Annotated in this window: 16 protein-coding genes; 5 read left to right on the plus strand and 11 right to left on the minus strand. The window is 31.4% G+C overall.

The annotated features are described in order from the left end of the window. Positions 1–26: 26 nt before the first annotated feature. The 4 genes from IEV77_RS15260 to IEV77_RS15275 all read right to left on the minus strand — a co-directional run bounded on the left by IEV77_RS15260 (position 27) and on the right by IEV77_RS15275 (position 4,756). Entirely contained in the window at positions 27–200 is a 174-nt protein-coding gene (locus IEV77_RS15260) for a hypothetical protein (RefSeq protein WP_229736692.1), read from the minus strand. Positions 201–280: 80 nt separating this feature from the next. Beyond that, positions 281–2,986: a T9SS type B sorting domain-containing protein gene (locus tag IEV77_RS15265; protein ID WP_188466389.1), complete on the minus strand. Its 2,706-nt coding sequence runs from the start codon at positions 2,984–2,986 to the stop codon at positions 281–283. A 25-nt stretch (positions 2,987–3,011) separates the two neighbouring features. Beyond that, positions 3,012–3,836, minus strand: a complete 825-nt coding sequence (locus IEV77_RS15270) for an ABC transporter permease (RefSeq protein WP_188466391.1) — start codon at positions 3,834–3,836, stop codon at positions 3,012–3,014. 23 nt (positions 3,837–3,859) lie between these two features. Continuing rightward, on the minus strand, positions 3,860–4,756 hold the full coding sequence (locus IEV77_RS15275) for an ABC transporter ATP-binding protein (protein ID WP_188466393.1): 897 nt from the start codon (positions 4,754–4,756) through the stop codon (positions 3,860–3,862). A 124-nt stretch (positions 4,757–4,880) separates the two neighbouring features. On the opposite strand from IEV77_RS15275, the gene IEV77_RS15280 reads away from it, so the two are divergent. Continuing rightward, positions 4,881–5,942 carry a hypothetical protein gene (locus tag IEV77_RS15280; RefSeq protein WP_188466395.1) on the plus strand — a complete coding sequence of 354 codons (1,062 nt, stop codon included), beginning with the start codon at positions 4,881–4,883 and terminating at the stop codon, positions 5,940–5,942. Positions 5,943–6,053: 111 nt separating this feature from the next. Here the strand turns inward: IEV77_RS15280 and IEV77_RS15285 are convergent, their stop codons facing one another. From IEV77_RS15285 to IEV77_RS15310, 6 genes are all read right to left on the minus strand, one after another. Beyond that, positions 6,054–6,569 (minus strand): IS1096 element passenger TnpR family protein, encoded by a 516-nt coding sequence (locus tag IEV77_RS15285; protein WP_188466397.1) that lies wholly within the window; start codon positions 6,567–6,569, stop codon positions 6,054–6,056. Positions 6,570–6,672: 103 nt separating this feature from the next. Next, complete coding sequence (locus IEV77_RS15290) at positions 6,673–7,686, minus strand: COX15/CtaA family protein (protein ID WP_188466399.1); 1,014 nt, start codon at positions 7,684–7,686, stop codon at positions 6,673–6,675. Then, positions 7,670–8,140, minus strand: coding sequence for a GNAT family N-acetyltransferase (locus tag IEV77_RS15295; RefSeq protein ID WP_188466401.1), 471 nt, complete (start codon positions 8,138–8,140; stop codon positions 7,670–7,672). Before IEV77_RS15295 ends, IEV77_RS15290 begins: the two co-directional genes overlap by 17 nt. Positions 8,141–8,142: 2 nt before the next feature. Next, positions 8,143–9,561 carry a CCA tRNA nucleotidyltransferase gene (locus IEV77_RS15300; RefSeq protein ID WP_188466402.1) on the minus strand — a complete coding sequence of 473 codons (1,419 nt, stop codon included), beginning with the start codon at positions 9,559–9,561 and terminating at the stop codon, positions 8,143–8,145. 67 nt (positions 9,562–9,628) lie between these two features. Further along, a complete protein-coding gene (locus tag IEV77_RS15305) occupies positions 9,629–10,186 on the minus strand; it encodes an L-threonylcarbamoyladenylate synthase (RefSeq protein ID WP_188466404.1) in 558 nt (185 codons plus the stop codon). 10 nt (positions 10,187–10,196) lie between these two features. Continuing rightward, entirely contained in the window at positions 10,197–11,384 is a 1,188-nt protein-coding gene (locus IEV77_RS15310) for a glycosyltransferase (RefSeq protein WP_188466406.1), read from the minus strand. A 112-nt stretch (positions 11,385–11,496) separates the two neighbouring features. On the opposite strand from IEV77_RS15310, the gene IEV77_RS15315 reads away from it, so the two are divergent. The 3 genes from IEV77_RS15315 to IEV77_RS15325 are packed head-to-tail and all read left to right on the plus strand — an operon-like array spanning position 11,497 to position 14,015. Further along, positions 11,497–12,573: a DegT/DnrJ/EryC1/StrS family aminotransferase gene (locus tag IEV77_RS15315; protein WP_188466408.1), complete on the plus strand. Its 1,077-nt coding sequence runs from the start codon at positions 11,497–11,499 to the stop codon at positions 12,571–12,573. After that, entirely contained in the window at positions 12,574–13,197 is a 624-nt protein-coding gene (locus tag IEV77_RS15320) for an acetyltransferase (protein WP_188466410.1), read from the plus strand. Between the two features lie 2 nt (positions 13,198–13,199). Next, complete coding sequence (locus IEV77_RS15325) at positions 13,200–14,015, plus strand: glycosyltransferase family 2 protein (protein ID WP_188466412.1); 816 nt, start codon at positions 13,200–13,202, stop codon at positions 14,013–14,015. A 130-nt stretch (positions 14,016–14,145) separates the two neighbouring features. Here IEV77_RS15325 and IEV77_RS15330 read toward each other — a convergent pair whose 3' ends face one another. Further along, positions 14,146–15,243, minus strand: coding sequence for a glycosyltransferase family 2 protein (locus IEV77_RS15330; protein WP_188466414.1), 1,098 nt, complete (start codon positions 15,241–15,243; stop codon positions 14,146–14,148). A gap of 145 nt (positions 15,244–15,388) precedes the next feature. Here IEV77_RS15330 and IEV77_RS15335 point away from each other — a divergent pair, with 145 nt between their 5' ends. Continuing rightward, positions 15,389–16,603, plus strand: a complete 1,215-nt coding sequence (locus IEV77_RS15335; protein ID WP_188466415.1) for a glycosyltransferase — start codon at positions 15,389–15,391, stop codon at positions 16,601–16,603.

The raw sequence follows: 16,603 nt of genomic DNA on the forward strand, positions 1-16,603 counted from the left end.
TTAACGAGGGATAGCTACCAAATGTACTATAAATCTCGCTTTTTTAATAATGTATAGGATAAAAAGATAAATATAGCAGTCCAACATAGTACAATAGCTATTTCTCCTCCATGAACAGCGTAATCGTACATTAATTCTCCTTTTTCAGGAAATTTAGTCATTATAACTCTTTGAAATGGCTGATCGATAAGGTTATACATAGACTTTAAAGGAAAGAAATCTTGAATTATTAAAAATAAATCCTTAATTATGAATACGAAGTCTCAAATCTGTAAAAAAATTATCGTTTTAACGTAAAATGACTTTGAAATTTACGGCCATCTTGTAGCATTACAGAAAACCAGTAGTCGGTATTTGGAAGTTGGTTTCCATTAAAAGTGCCATCCCACCCTTCACCAAGAGGGCTTATTTGTTTAATAAGTTTGCCATATCTATCGTAAATACGAATCACTGTATCTGGTTGAAACACATTAGACCCTCCTTTTATGTTCCAAGTATCGTTGTAACCGTCTCCATTCGGAGTAAATATCTTAGGAAAACCAATTATAGATATCACTTGAGAAACAGTTCCACAATTGTTTTTAATATCTTTTACTGCAACCGTATAAATACCACCATAAACATTGTAAAAAATGTTACTAGATTGATAAGTAGCATATAAACCATCTTGATTGTAAAGCGCATACTGATATTGACCTTCACCAGAAACTAACACTGTAATCGTGTTATTTTCATTAGCATCAACCGTAATAATATTGATAAAGGTAGCTGTGTTAGACGATTCTACTATGATAGATTTGGATTTAGAACAACCACTCATGTCTGTGACAGTAACAATGTAAGTACCCAATTGATTAATATAAATTGTTTCAGTAGTTTCACCATTAGACCATAAATATGTGAAATTAGTAGACGAATCGTTACGGATTTCAGCTGATATCGGAATGGTTTGTGGAAAAATGTTTAAGCAATAATAAACAGTTTCGTTGTTTTCCAGTTCAGGCAACCTGTTAACATTAATATAAACTTTGTTTATGCCATAGCAAGCATTGTTGCTTTCTGCCCGGGCAAAAATAGTTTGACTGTATGGCGTTATATTATTATAAGGTGAAACTAACTCATTTTGTTCTAATAGAGCATCTAGGTAAGTCTCATAAAAAGTAATTGGGTAACCGATACTATTTATAGTTTGCATATCTGCTTCAAAATCGTTTAGATTAAAGGTGTTATATCCATCTTCAGAATCTATATCGTCGCAAACTATTGGAGAATTGTAATCAAGAATTTGAGTTGTGCTTATTTCTAAAGAGACCTCTGCTATAGTTGAACAACTGGCAGCAGCACTTGTAATATGTGCAAAAATTGTTTGCGGATTACTTGAATTTGTAAAAATATTATTTGTAATAGGGTTTAATTCGTTTTCTGCATCAAAATAATAATTATAATATACTATTTCTAAGCCCGAGTTTGATCCAATTAAAATATCATTAGCTTCTTCTAAATTAAAAATGGTTTGTCCATCATTTAAACCATCTTCATCACATTGTATTAAGGATACATTCGTTACTGTAGGCTTTTCAAAAAACTCAATATTAGCTTTCCCTTCGTAGGTTTCGCAATTGCCGCTAGATAAATGAATTATTACCTCGTACACACCAGACTCTGTAACAGTTAAATTAAAATTTTCTTCAGGTAGTAAAATACCGTCTTGATACCATGTATAAGTTGCACCTACTATTTCTTCAGCTATTAATGTGTAATTGTCACCTTCACATAAAGGTAAGTAAGTAGATTCTTCACCATTGTTAATAATATCGATTTTTTGATTAAAGAAAGAAGTAATAAATGGAGGAAGTCCCTGCGTGGAAGGCCTACCTCCTAAATCAATTGCGTTGTGTACGTAATTAGATGAAGCACCTGAGCCATTAGGATTGTTTATTACACCTAGATAGGGACTGCCAAATAAATAAGAATGACTAAGAGATCTGTAAATTTTTCCATCTGGCCCTAATTGTAAACCTCCCCTATATAAATCTCGATTATCAAGCACGGCCATAGAACTGCTAATGGATGGATTTAATAAATCAAATTGCAATAAAGCTGAAGTATGAATAATATTAAAATCCGTACTTGGTATATCATTATAAGCATGAATATATAGATACTGATTATTAGGTGAAAACTCAACTCCATATGGAAACCAATTAACAGTAAGTAATTCTATTTCTTCTTCGTTTGTAACTCTACCATTTGATGTGTTAAAATCGAATAAATATAAACCGTCTCTAACATTGGCTGCTGCTAATTTTTTGCCGTTTGGTGACGTTTTAAGATAACCTCTGGCATCTGAGATAACTGGCCCAAAAGACCTTATGGAATTAGTGTTCACACCATTAGAGCTCACATCAAAAGCATGGAAGGTATTATAAACACCGCCAGTATCATTTCTGTCGAAAGCGGCAAATGCAATGACCCAAATTGACTCAGAACCACAATCTTTTAAAACTGCGGTTATTTTTTCTGAACACTTTTCTAATAGGCCATCATTTTTGCTAACTATGGTACCTAAACCTCCATCTAAAGATATGTCCACAGTGGAATAATTTAGACCTTGATTTGTACCATTTGACGCGCTGTCTACCGTGAAAATGTAATATATGTTTGAATCTTCTGGCTTAGGAACTATAATGGCAGATTGTGTACTAGAATCATCACCATATAAATTTTCACCATTGTTCATTACATGATGTAATTTATTATAAACGGTTACCCCATCTGTGTAGAATAATAAGTTTCCTTCTTCGTCAGAAATAGAAGCACAACCTTCTTTTGTATTTAATTGTCCATCTGTTTTTGCTGTTACAGCTCCTGATAACGTATTAAATTGAATCCCTGCATTGTTACCAAAATACCAATTGGAAGCTTCTTCCTGAGAATAAACTGTGAAAAAACCAAATAGTATAATATAAAAAGGTAGTATTTTCATTTAATGAGACTATCTACTAAATGTACTACAAATCTCGCTTTTCTAATAATTTATAAGATAAAAAGATAAATATAGCAGTCCAACATAGTACAATAGCTATTTCTCCTCCATGAACAGCGTAATCGTACATTAATTCTCCTTTTTCAGGAAATTTAGTCATCATAACTCTTTGAAATGGCTGATCGATAAGATTATACATAGATTTTAAAGGAAAGAAATCTTGAATCTTACCTGCTATATCCATATTTGCCTGCCAAGAAATTAGGCCGAAAATAATCCATTCTACAATGTATAATATAAATAGAAATGCTAAAGCAAAAGCAGATCGTTTTACCAACATTCCAAAGAACAAACACAAACTAAAAAAACCAATAAGTTTGGTGAAATATGCTAATAAAAAACTGGTTTCCCTAAAAATAATAGAAGCTTCTGTATAACTAGAATAATACATTCCAATAAAAAATGAAGCAACTGCAATTAATAATGTAGCAATTAATGAAAAGAAAACAATCGTGTAAAATTTAGAAAGTATAAATTCCTTTTTACTTAAGCCATCAATTAAATTTTGTTTCAGGGTTTTGTTGCTGTATTCGTTTCCTATCATGCTTACAACAACAATAGCAAAGAAAAATTTAAATTGCGATGCGAAAAAAGTGGTAATATGCCAGATAATCGGGAAGTTAAAAATGCCTAATTCTCCTAATTCTAAGGTGAAAAAACCGAAAAAATTAATTTTTATAGAAGAAAGAATTAATACGGTAAATGGCAATATAAAAGATACAAATATCAATACTTTACTGGTTCTGCTTAAAAGCAGTTTTTGTAGTTCTAGATTTAAAAGTCTTAACATGAAATTGGTTTTGATTGGATGAATTAAAGTTTATCTGTAAGTTGTAAAAATTGTTCTTCCAGACTTTGCTTGCGTTTTACTAAATGAGATAAGACAATGCCTTTTTCGAACATGAGCTTGTTAAAAGTTATAGCATCCATTGGTTCATTTAAAAAAGCAGTGATTAATTGGTTTTCAATTTTTAGGGTTCCAAAATCAGGATTCGATTCTAAGTAAGCAATCAGTTCTTCCTCATTTTCGCATTTCAATTCAAAAAAACCATGACTTGAAATCATTTCATCCACACGTCCAGAATAGAGTTTAACGCCTTTTCTTAACACCACCACATGAGAACAAACTTTTTCAACTTCATCTAATAAATGTGAAGCTAAAAGTATGGTTGTTCCTTGACTAGCTATGTCTTTCATAATTTGTCTTATCTGATGAATTCCTTGAGGGTCCAAACCATTGGTTGGTTCATCTAAAATCAGTATCTCAGGATCGTTTAATAAAGCCGAAGCGATGGCCAAACGCTGTTTCATTCCTAAAGAGAAGGTGCTAAATTTGTGGTCTTTTCTATCTAATAAATTTACAACTTCAAGTTTTTCGTCTATTTTAGAATAATCCACCCCTTTTATTTTGCAGACCAATTTCAAGTTTTGAGCAGCTGTCATGTATGGATAGAAATTTGGTCGCTCAATAATAGCTCCAACTTTTTTAAGAGCATCATGTGCAGAAACTTTGCCGTCAAACCATTTAAAGTCTCCAGATGTCTTGTTTACAACACTTAAAACAATACCTAAGGTGGTCGATTTCCCACTTCCATTAGGACCTAAAATTCCGTATACGTCACCTTTGTTTATGTTAAAGGATAGGTCGTTTACAGCTGTTAGAAATCCAAATTTTTTTGTAAGATTATTAATTGTAAGAATTGGTTCCAAATTTTTTTGTTTTTGATTGATGCCGAACGTGGATTCGGTAAAAGTTAGTATGTATATGACGAGTGACCTTCAAAAATGTTACAACCATAAAAATAAAAGCTTAAATTTGAAGAATTCGTTTTCTATGGAAGATTTAAAGATATCAAAAAAAAAGCCATCTTATCCCGTTAGTGATAAATTACACCAATATCTTACTGAATATAACAGAAATATTAGGTTGCCAATTTTTTATGACGATTTGTTACGCTTTCAAGGTTCAATTGTTGTTTATGACAAAAATGATGAAGACACTCTTTGGGTTCGTGTTTTTTACAATGAATTTGAACGTCAGGAAATAGATTTAAGTCTGAAACGTGTTTACACTATTTTGCATAGTGATGGAAACGAAAAAACCATTCCATATTTAACTGTTGATGCTGTCGATTACTGCACTTTTGGAAATTCGAAGCCATTTCGGGTGAAGGTTAGAAACGTTTTAAACGATAATTACACTTATTTTTATGTAAAAAAAGCAGATGCTTCCAGGGTTTATGGCTTGGAATTGGAACACATGTTATCTCCTTATAATTTGAATTTCTTGGTACATAAGGATACTTTAATTGAAGAGCATATTGCTGGGATTCCAGGAGATGAGTTTATTAAAAACATGTTGCCAAATTGTAATCCTTTAGAAAAATCGCAGATAGCTAAAGAGTTTGTAAAATTTAACGAACGTTGTACTATTAGACTTTTAGGAGATATGAGGTCTTATAATTACGTTATTGTTCCAACTCACGATTTCGATCATGTAGTTTATAGAATTCGTGCCATAGATTTTGACCAGCAGTGTTACGAAGGGAAATTTAATATTTACAAACCTCAGTTTTTCAAGGAAAATTATAAAATGGTAGAATTGGTGACTGAAAAAATTCGATCAGAATCCATCGATCAATATAAGTTAGAAGAGCGTTCTATAATTGCAAAGCGCTTGATAAGTTATCATGATAGAATAGAGCATTTAATAGTTTGTATGATTGATGATACCATTTCAAAACCTGAATATGTTAAGCAGTTAAGAGATGATATTTTTGAATTTGCTTCCGATATCAATTTCAAGAAATGTAATACCATGGGAGGTATTTTAAAATATGCTCTGGATTTTGTGAAACGAAATTACGAAGATGTGAATATGAAAAACTTTTATTGAAGTTGAAATTGAAGTTGCTTGCAATAAAGTTGTTCAATTGAAAATTATACTCAAATCTTAATGAAATTAGTCTTTTATCTTTTCTCTATATTCTATTTTCTTTTTTAGAAATTAATTCCAGTTCTCGTCAAAATCTAAATTGTCGTAATCTTCTGGATTAAAATCGTCTTCAAACTCGTCATCATCATCGAAACTTTCAGATTCAAAAGCTTTATCTGGAGCTTCATCAGGAATTTGTCCATGTACAAACATCAGATTTGGATAGTCAGCACCTTCAGCTTCTTCAACAATTTCGGCAAGTTCCACTAGAAAAGTCCACATGCTTAAAAAATCGTAAATATAAATCAGCCTTGTTTTAGAGTCGTCAGTTACTTCATTAACTGCAGTATCTCTCATTAAACGAACCTGGTTTGCAACTTCACTCATATCAAATAAAGAAATTTCTTCTCCTTGATTCCATTCGTCATCACTTACATAAAAAGAAGCCATTTCACTACCTTCAAACCCAAAAGATTGTGTAATGGTGTTGTGGAAATCTTCTAAAGTGTCTGTTTCACGAATTTCAATGTCTCTAAAGATATCCCCTTCATCTTCGTGGTCAAGTATAATTCTAAATCTGTATATCATGTTCAAAAATTAGTGTGCAAAGATAAAATATTAAATCCCAAAAACTAAATTCCAAAAGCCAAACTTTAAATACTTTAGGCACTCAAAACTTTAGGCATTTTAACTATTTACTAAAGCGATGTAAGGTAAAAGTCATAGCAGTAAGCAAGAAAAAAGCACCTACTTGATGTGCTACGCCTAACCATAAAGGAACTTGATAAATAATGGTTAAAACACCTAATAAAAACTGTACTAAAACCAAAATAAATAGGCTATTAACTGCTTTGTTTTGATAGTTGGTAAGCGTCATTCTTTTTGCTTGATACCAGATAACTAAAATAAAGGCAACCACTATATAGGCAAATGTTCTATGAATAAATTGAATGCCGCTTGGGTTTTCTATCAAGTTTTTATAAAAGGGATCTAGTATGTAAACAGTTTCGTGCATGAATTTACCTTCATTCATAAAGGGCCAATGATTATGTAGTAAACCAGCTTTTAACCCAGCTACAAATGCACCATAAATTATCTGAAATATTAATACGAGATAACCTACTATAACAAGATTTCTAAATTTCTTATCCACTATTTTTTTTTCGGGAAAGATTAGATCTAAAGCCACCCATAAAGTTGCTGCGAAGGTTAAAAACGCCGTTGTTAAATGTGCCGCCAATCTAAAATGACTTACATCTGGCATGTCTACCAAACCACTTTTAACCATATACCAACCTAAAAAACCTTGGAAACCTCCAAGAATCATAAGAACGATACACTTCTTTATGGTTTTTTTTGTGAGTTGTTTTGTAAATATGAAATACATAAATGGAATAAAGAATACAAGACCTATTAATCTACCAATGACTCTATGAAGCCATTCCCAGAAATAAATATCTTTAAAATCTTCTATGGTGAAATGTGAATGTAATTTTTGAAATTCCGGATATTGTTGGTATAGTTCGAAAGCTTCTTGCCATTCGGTTTCGCCAATAGGAGGGATGGTACCAGTTATCAATTTATAGTTGGAAATAGATAATCCCGAATCTGTTAATCTGGTAATACCTCCAATAATTACCATAATGAAGAGTAAAATACAGCCTGTTAAAAGCCAGTAAATTACTTTCTTATTGTCCTTTTTCATTGTCAATTAATTCTTTTTTAAAACAAATACTATTTTCAACATCTTTGTATTGTCCGTAGTTTGGAATAATTTTATAACCTTTCTTTTTGTAAAATTGCACAGCTTCAACTTGTCTGATACCAGTTTCTAAAATACTAGAAGAATAGTTTAAATCTTTAGCCCAATCTTCTAAAGCCGTTAAGATTTTCGAGGCCACGCCTTTTTGTCTAGTTTCTGGAAGAGTAAACATGCGTTTTATTTCGACACTTTTAGAATTATATTCTTTAAAAGCGCCACATCCAACAGGTTTTTTGTCTAGATAAATTACTAGGGTGTTTTTTAAAACATCGATGTTGTTAAACTGATTGTAAAAATCATGTTCCTCTCCATCCATCACTTTTAGATAGTTATCGAGATGTTTTACTAAAAAAACAAAATCTAAGTTTTCTGAGCTTGTTCTAACAATTTCTAACATGATTACTCAATAGCTTTTAGTCCCAAACGTTCACCTTCCTTCAACATTAATTGAAAAGCGGCATCATATTCATTTGGAATGTCTCCTTCTAGAATGGCTTCCTTAATGGTTTCCTTTATAAGTCCAATTTCTCTGCAAGGTTTTAAGTTGAAAGTTTCCATAATAATTTCACCAGAAATTGGAGGTTGAAAATTCCGAACATGATCACGTTCTTCAACTTCAATAATTTTAGTTCTAACGTTTTTAAAGTTATTATGATATTTTTTAAACTTATTAGGGTTTTTGGTAGTAATGTCTGCTTCGCAAAGTGTCATTAAATCGTCCACATGCTCTCCAGCATCAAAAACCAATCTTCTAACTGCAGAATCTGTAGCCATATCTTCAGCTAAGACAATAGGTCTCGAGCTCATGTATACCATTTTTTGGACAAATTTCATTTTATCATTTAAGGGCATTTTTAATCGTTTAAATAAATGATAAACCATTTTAGAGCCTTTAAATTCGTGACCATGAAAGGTCCAACCTACCTTTTTATCAAATTTCTTGGTTGGTGCTTTTCCAATATCATGTAATAAAGCGGCCCAACGTAACCATAAATTTTCTGTGTTCTCTGAAATATTATCGACGACTTCCAAAGTATGATAAAAATTATCCTTATGTCTCTGACCTTCAATTTCATCAATGCCTTTTAAAGCTGTTAATTCAGGTAGAATGTAATCTAATAAGCCTGTTTTTTCGAGAAGTAAAAAGCCTATGGAAGGTTTACTGCTTTCCATAATTTTATTCAGTTCTACTACAATACGCTCTTTAGTAATAATCTCGATTCGTTCTTTGTTTTTTGTAATAGACTTAAGCGATTCTTCTTCAATTTTGAAGTGTAACTGAGTTGCAAAACGTATGGCTCTCATCATACGTAACGGGTCATCGCTATAGGTAATGTCTGGATTTAGAGGTGTTCTAATAATGGCATCTTTTAAATCTTGAGTCCCATTAAACGGATCTAAAAGGTCTCCAAAATTTTCTGTAGATAAATCTAATGCCAAAGCATTTATAGTGAAATCACGTCTGTTCTGGTCGTCTGCAAGGGAACCATTTTCAACTACAGGATTTCTACTGTCCTCATTGTAGCTTTCTTTTCTTGCACCTACAAATTCAATTTCAATATCATCAAAACGTAACATGGCAGTGCCATACGTTTTAAAAACTTGCACGCTGGGTTTGTTGGGTAAATTTTTAGCGACTTGTTTTGCTAGTTCAATTCCAGATCCAATAGCTACGATGTCAATATCTTTTGCAGAACCACGCTGTAAGATGAAATCGCGAACAAAACCGCCAATAACATAAGCGTCAAGCTCAAGTTCTTTTGCAGATTGCGAAATAATCTTAAAGATTGGGTTTTCTAATGCTTGCTTGTAATTCATATGTTTCAAATTCCAAAAATAAAATTCCAAAGTGTGTTTTTGGAATTTAGTATTTAGATTTTGGGATTTACTTTCTTATAACTTGTACTTTTCCATCATTACTTAATTTGATAATTGACGATGGTTTAGCACCTATTTTTTCGTCTGGCAAATTTACAACATAGTCCACACCTTTTAAAATGTCTTCATGTATTTCTTTAAAGGATTTTGGAGTAGGCTTTCCACTAACATTTGCAGAAGTAGAAACTATGGCGCCATTGAATTTTCTAAGGAGTTGAAAACAAAAATCGTTGTCTGGAATTCTTATGGCAATGGTATTGTCTTTAGCTATTAAATTTTCTGCTAAATTTTGAGGTTCGTCGTAGATTATGGTAATTGGATTGTCTTCAATGTCCATTAAATCTATAGCGGCCTCAGGAATTTGTTTAACGTATTTTTTTAGCATTCTTTCGTCTGCCACCAAACAAATTAAAGCTTTGCTGTCTTTACGTTGCTTAAGCTTAAATATTTTTTCAACAGCTTCCGGGTTTGTGGCATCACATCCAATTCCCCACACGGTATCCGTAGGATAAAGTATGAGTCCTCCGTTTTTTAGAGTCGTTAGAGCTTGAGTTAGTGTAAACATGATTATTTTTCTAATTGTAAAAGTCAGTCATTGTTTTAATAAAAGCGTCTTTCCCACTTTGATTAATTATGTGGTTTCTAATATCTTCTGGAACAAAAATAAGTTCTTTATTTTTTATTTTTAATAGATTTTCGGCAATAGCATGGGCGTCTTTAATGTTTACTAAAACTCCTATTTCAACAGTTATGGAATCTTCCACGCCACCGCTTTTTGTTGCTATTACTGGTTTTCCGCACAACATAGCTTCTCGAATGGCAACACCATAGGTTTCTGCGATACTCGTTGAAACAAACACATGGCATCTTTGTAGATATATGTTGATTTCTGATCGTGAAACCTGTGGGTAAAATTTACATTTATCAAAAACGTTATATTTTTTAGCCAAGGATTCGAAATAGGAACTGTTGGCTTTGGAAATATCGTTAAAGGCATCGTTACCAATAATTATAGCTTCAAAATCATCTTTACATATCTTCTGAAAAGCTTCTAAACTTTTAAAAAATGTTTCAGAATCTTTAATCAATAGCGGATTAGTTATTGTTGCAATCGTAAATTTGTCATTTGTTTTGTTCGTGTCTATTTGAAATTTATTTTCATCCATTAAATTCCAAATAATATCTGGATTGCAATTCATATTATTCATTAAAATACACCGCTCTTGATGGTGACTTACAGCTCCAATTTTTGAAGCATTCTCGATGGCTTTTCGAATACCTCTTTGAATTTTCTTATGATAATAATCCAATATAAATGTTTGGTGTTCAATAATTACAAACGGTATGTTAGTGTTTTCCGATAAATAATGGGCATAAATCCCTCCATTTGCACCGCATTGCCCATGAATAAGCTTGGGTTGCCAATGTTCGGTAATACTATTAAACGCTAATTGATAAGACTTCTTACTTTTTTTAAGTTTCCTTTTTACACGCCATTTTTTATAATGATAAATATTAAAAGCGTATGCTTGGGGATCTTGTTTTAAGTAAGTAATGTTAACAGCGTTATCTTTGTTGCATATTTGTTTTAATCGAGTTTTTAAATATTCAAAAAATCCAAGTTCCTTCTCTACACCAAAAAGTATTTTGATATCAAATCCATTATTATTTAATAATTGTGCTTGTTCATGGAAAAAAGTTCCAACTTGCTCATTATCAGTATTTGGGTACCAAGATGGAATAATTAAGATTTTTTTGGACATATATTTAATCTTTCTGCAATGTAAAATTATACATTTAACAAGTAATTACTTCGATTATAAAAAATTATATTTTTATAGGTCTTAGAAGTCGAAGTTTCTTAATTTTGTTATAATGATAAACGTAACACAAACCTTTCTGCCACCGATTCAAGAATTTGAAAAAATTTTAAAACGCGCTTGGGATAAGAAATGGATGACCAATAGAGGGGAATTACTTCTAGAATTAGAGTCGAAGTTAGCAAACTACCTAAATGTCTCTAATTTTTTTATTACAACCAATGGCACTTTGCCATTACAGATCGCTTTGAAAACCTTAAATATTACGAAGGAGGTTATTACAACACCTTTTAGTTATGTTGCCACCACTTCGGCCATTGTTTGGGAGAATTGCACGCCTGTTTTTGTGGATATAGAATGTGATATGTTAACTATTGATCCCGCTAAAATTGAAGCGGCTATTACGGGAAATACGGAGGCTATTTTAGCAACTCACGTTTTTGGAAACCCATGTGATATTGAAGCCATAGAACACATTGCCAAAAAACACAATTTGAAAGTTATTTATGATGGAGCACATTGTTTTGCCGTTAACTATAAAGGAAAATCGATATTTTCTTACGGCGATATAATTACAACCAGTTTTCATTCAACCAAATTATTTCATACAGGGGAAGGTGGAGCTATATTTGTTCCAGATGATGCTTTATATAAAAAATGTTATTATCATCATAACTTTGGGCATAATGGTCCTTTAGACTATCACGGATTAGGAATTAATGCCAAGGCATCCGAAATGCAAGCTGCTGTAGGATTAAGTGTCCTTCCATACATCGATGATATTATTGAGAAAAGAAAAATACTAACAGAGCATTATGAGGCTCTCTTACAAAAGAATAAGAATGTAACGCTCTTTAACTTTAGAGCTTCAACTGAACGAAATTATTCTTATATGCCTGTTGTTTTTAAAGATGAAGCTTATTTAAAATTGGTATTAGAAAAATTAGCTGCATTAAAAATATATCCGCGTCGCTATTTTTATCCATCACTTAATAAGTTGCCCTATTTGTTAAACTCTGTAAGTATGCCAATTTCAGAAGATATTTGTAATAGAATAGTATGTTTACCTTTATATTTCGAATTAGAAAAACAGCAAGTTGCAGAAATCTGTAGCGTTATTAATAGCATATAAATGATTGTACTAGGAGCAAAAGGACATGCCAAAGATTTATTAGTCGTTTTAAATGAAGCGGTAAAAGAACCATCTACTCTTATCTTTTTTGACGACTATACGAAGCCTGAAGAATTACTTTTTTTAGATAAATATCTAATTGTTCATGATTTAAATGACATCGACTTTAAGAAAAATTCACATTTTGTTTCTGCTATTGGGATTCCTAAATTACGAAGACAGGTTGTAGAAAAATTTTTAAAAGCAGGAGGTGTTTATCAGTCTGTTATTTCAAAACATGCCATTTTGGGTTCTTTAGATGTGAAGATTGGTACAGGCTGTAATATTATGCCTTTTGTTTTTATAAGTAATAGCGTTCACATAGGCGAGGGGTGTTTAATAAATACGTCGGCACATATTCATCATGATGTAACTATTGGTGATTATTGCGATATTTCTCCAGGTGCCAAAATTTTAGGAAAGGTCAAAATAGGGAACAATTGTAATATTGGAGCAGGAGCTATAATATTACCAAATATTATTTTAGGAGATAATGTAACTGTTGGAGCCGGAACTTTAGTTCTAGCAGATTGCCTAACCGAAAATACCATTGTAGGTGTTCCTGGAAAACTAAAAAATAAGTAATAATGAAGCCATTGTTAACCATTTGTTGCACCGTATTTAATCAGGATAAATATATAAAGGAAACTTTGGATGGGTTTCTAATGCAACAAACAAATTTCCCAATAGAAATTATTATTCATGACGATGCTTCAACAGATAATACTGTTGAGATTATTAAGGAATATGCAGCTAAAGATAGTCGCATTGTAACGATTCTTCAAACTGAAAATCAATATTCTCAAAATGTTGATCCTTGGGCTAGTTTCGTTTTTCCTGCGGCTAAAGGTAAATATCTTGCTTTGTGCGAAGGGGATGATTATTGGACAGATCCGTTAAAACTTCAGAAACAAGTTGATTTTTTGGAAAAGAATATGGACTTTGAGTTGTGCTTTCACAATAGTAAAAAGTACTTTCAAAATAATGGAGAATTTGAGATAAACACAGCTTCATCGGATATACCAGATGTAACGACTGCAATAGATTTGGTGGATTATAATTTTATTGCGACACCAACAGTTGTCATGAGGAACAACTTTATACTAGCCCCTTGGTTCAATAGTTTACCTATAAGTGACTGGCCTTTGTTTTTCATACAAGTTGGAAATGGGAAAATAAAAAAACTGGAAGAGTATATGGCGGTTTATAGAATTCATGAAAAAGGTGTTTGGACTGCCAAATCCAAAATTGAAAAGATGCAAACGGACCATGATACTATTAAGGCTTTAATAAATCATCGAATCTTACCAGAACTGGCACATAAAAAACTTGATCAGAAGTTTAGAAAACTAAAAAGAAAGTTAAGAAAACAAAAAATAAAACGATTTTTTAATATAAACTAAATTAAAGCTTTATACTGATTAATAGGTGTTTCATTATGATTTATAGGTATTTAAAATGTGATTTAGATTTTGGGTTTCTTGAACTTAAATGAAATATTGGAATTAAAGAAAGATTCGTTATTTGAATAACTTAATACACCTTCTTAATAAAACGATTTTTATGAGAATTGATTCTAAAAGCTTTTTGCAAAAGTATCTTGCTTTTTAATTTTCTAAATATTTTTGAGGAGTTAAAATAACGTAAAAATTTTAATATGTTTTTGGGCTCTAGAACTTCAGCTATTTTGAAATGATAATGTAAATCTTCAAATGAGATAGTTAATATTTTTTTGTTTCTGGTAGGTTGAACTCTCTCAAAACAAGTTTTTATTTTCGAATTAGCTTGGTGTTTATCTTTATTGTTTAGCTGTTTGTAACAATGCTGTATGGCTTTTATTTTTAAATGTGTCGTATATATAGATGATAACTCTATATCATTCTTATCTGATGACTTTTGGTAATAGAATTCGTTAACATATTCAATTATTTCTAAATAGGATTCTAGATTTCTTCTGCCGAAATTATTTGTAATAGAGTTTGTATTTGCAACATTATAATAATAGGTTGGCTTGTTATTAAAAATTATGGCTCTTGCATGGAATAGCGTTTCAAAAAACCATAATTCATCTTCATGCAAAATACCTTTTTTAAAAATTAATTGATGTTTGTCTAAAAACGATTTCCTATAAAGTTTATTCCAAGCAACACATATAATTGGATTCTCTACAACCAATTTTATTAAGTCTTTATTTTGGTTGCTTAATTTCTTTAATGTTTCTGAATAGTGCTCTAAGTAATCAGATATTTGGTTGGTTTGTCCTTCAGTAATAGCGTTCTTCCCTATAACAATATCTATTTCATCATTAATTAACGAATATAAATTTTCTAGTGTTATGGTGTTTAATAAATCGTCTGAATCAAAAAAATAGATGAATTCACCTTTGGCTTTTTTTAGGCCTTCATTTCTAGCACCAGAAAGTCCTTGGTTGTCTTGGTAGAAATATTTAAATCTAGAATCTTTTTTAACCCAAACATCAATTTCATCACTTACATTATCTTTACTGCCATCGTCAACCAAAATGCACTCCCAATTCGTATATGTTTGTAAGAATATACTTTGTAGGGCATTATTTATAAATTTTTCTACGTTGTAACAAGGAACAATTATGGAAATTAAGGGTTTAGACATTTTTGCAAGGTTTTAAACTTTAAGTCAAAAATAATTCATTCTTACTAAACAAAATAAAAAGGACTAAAAAGTTTATAAGTAAATAACCTACTTTTGTATTTTAAAAGAAGTGTTTTAGTTTGTAATAAAACCAAATCTATACTACATGTCATTTTACAAAGATCTAAGATTAAAATATAAAACGTTTCAGCTAAAACGTCGTCTGACTAAAGCAAATAAATGTTTTGATTTTAGTAAAATTTCATATTCTAAAAAAAATGTTTTAATAATAGATTCCATTATTCCTGAATTTGATAAAGATTCGGGTTCTAGACGCTTATACAAAATAATTAATATTTTGTTGAATCATGGATTTGGTGTTTTTCTAGTTGCAGATAAAAAAGAGTATAAATACAAAACCGAATACGTTGCGCACTATAAAAAACTAGGAGCTATTGTTTACGAACCTTCCATTGACGAAAATGGAGACTTTATAACCAAAGAATTATTTATAGATTCTATATTGCCTAAAATTGACTATGCTTGGCTTCATAGAGCAGATGTGTTTAAAGATTATGTGGATTTAGTATCGAAACGTAAAGAGGTCAAATTAATCTACGATATGGTCGATTTTCATTACTTAAGATTAATTAGGGAGTGGGACAAAACAAAAGTGGTTAAAACGAAGAAAGAAGCTGAAAAATATTTAAAAACAGAAGTTAAAAACTGTCAGCAAGCAGATATCGTTATTACAATATCAAAAGAGGATGAAATTGCTTTAAAGGAATTTTATCCTAAACAAGATAATATGATAACTATTGGTAATGTTCATCAATATTTGGATGTGGAAAAAGTGCCTTTTAAACAAAGGGAAGGCTTGTTTTTTGTTGGAGGATTTTCGCATAAACCCAACGAAGATGCTGTAAAATTTCTATATAATGATATTATGCCTTTAGTTTGGGAGAAAAATAAAAATATTAAAGTTACAATTGTTGGAAGTTATCCTACAAAAGAGATGTTAGCCTTAAATTCAGATAGGTTTTCTGTGCTGGGATATGTAGAAAGCATTTCACATTACTTTAATACTTCACGAGTTTTTGTGGCGCCTTTACGTTATGGAGCGGGAGTGAAAGGGAAAATTGGACAAAGTTTAGAGTATGGCTTGCCAGTTGTTACCACCCCTGTTGGTGCAGAAGGATTTAATTTTTGCGTTATTTCTAGGGGTTTAATAGCTACTTCGTCTCAAGATTTAGCAGATAATATTCTTAAATTATATGAAGACGAAGCATTATGGATGGATGTTAGTAACGCTTCGGAGAAAATTTTAGAACCATTTTCTATATCTTCAATCGAAAAACAGGTTTTACAAGTTTTAAATTAA

This window comes from Xanthomarina arctica (assembly GCF_014638915.1).
Lineage (GTDB): Bacteria > Bacteroidota > Bacteroidia > Flavobacteriales > Flavobacteriaceae > Xanthomarina > Xanthomarina arctica.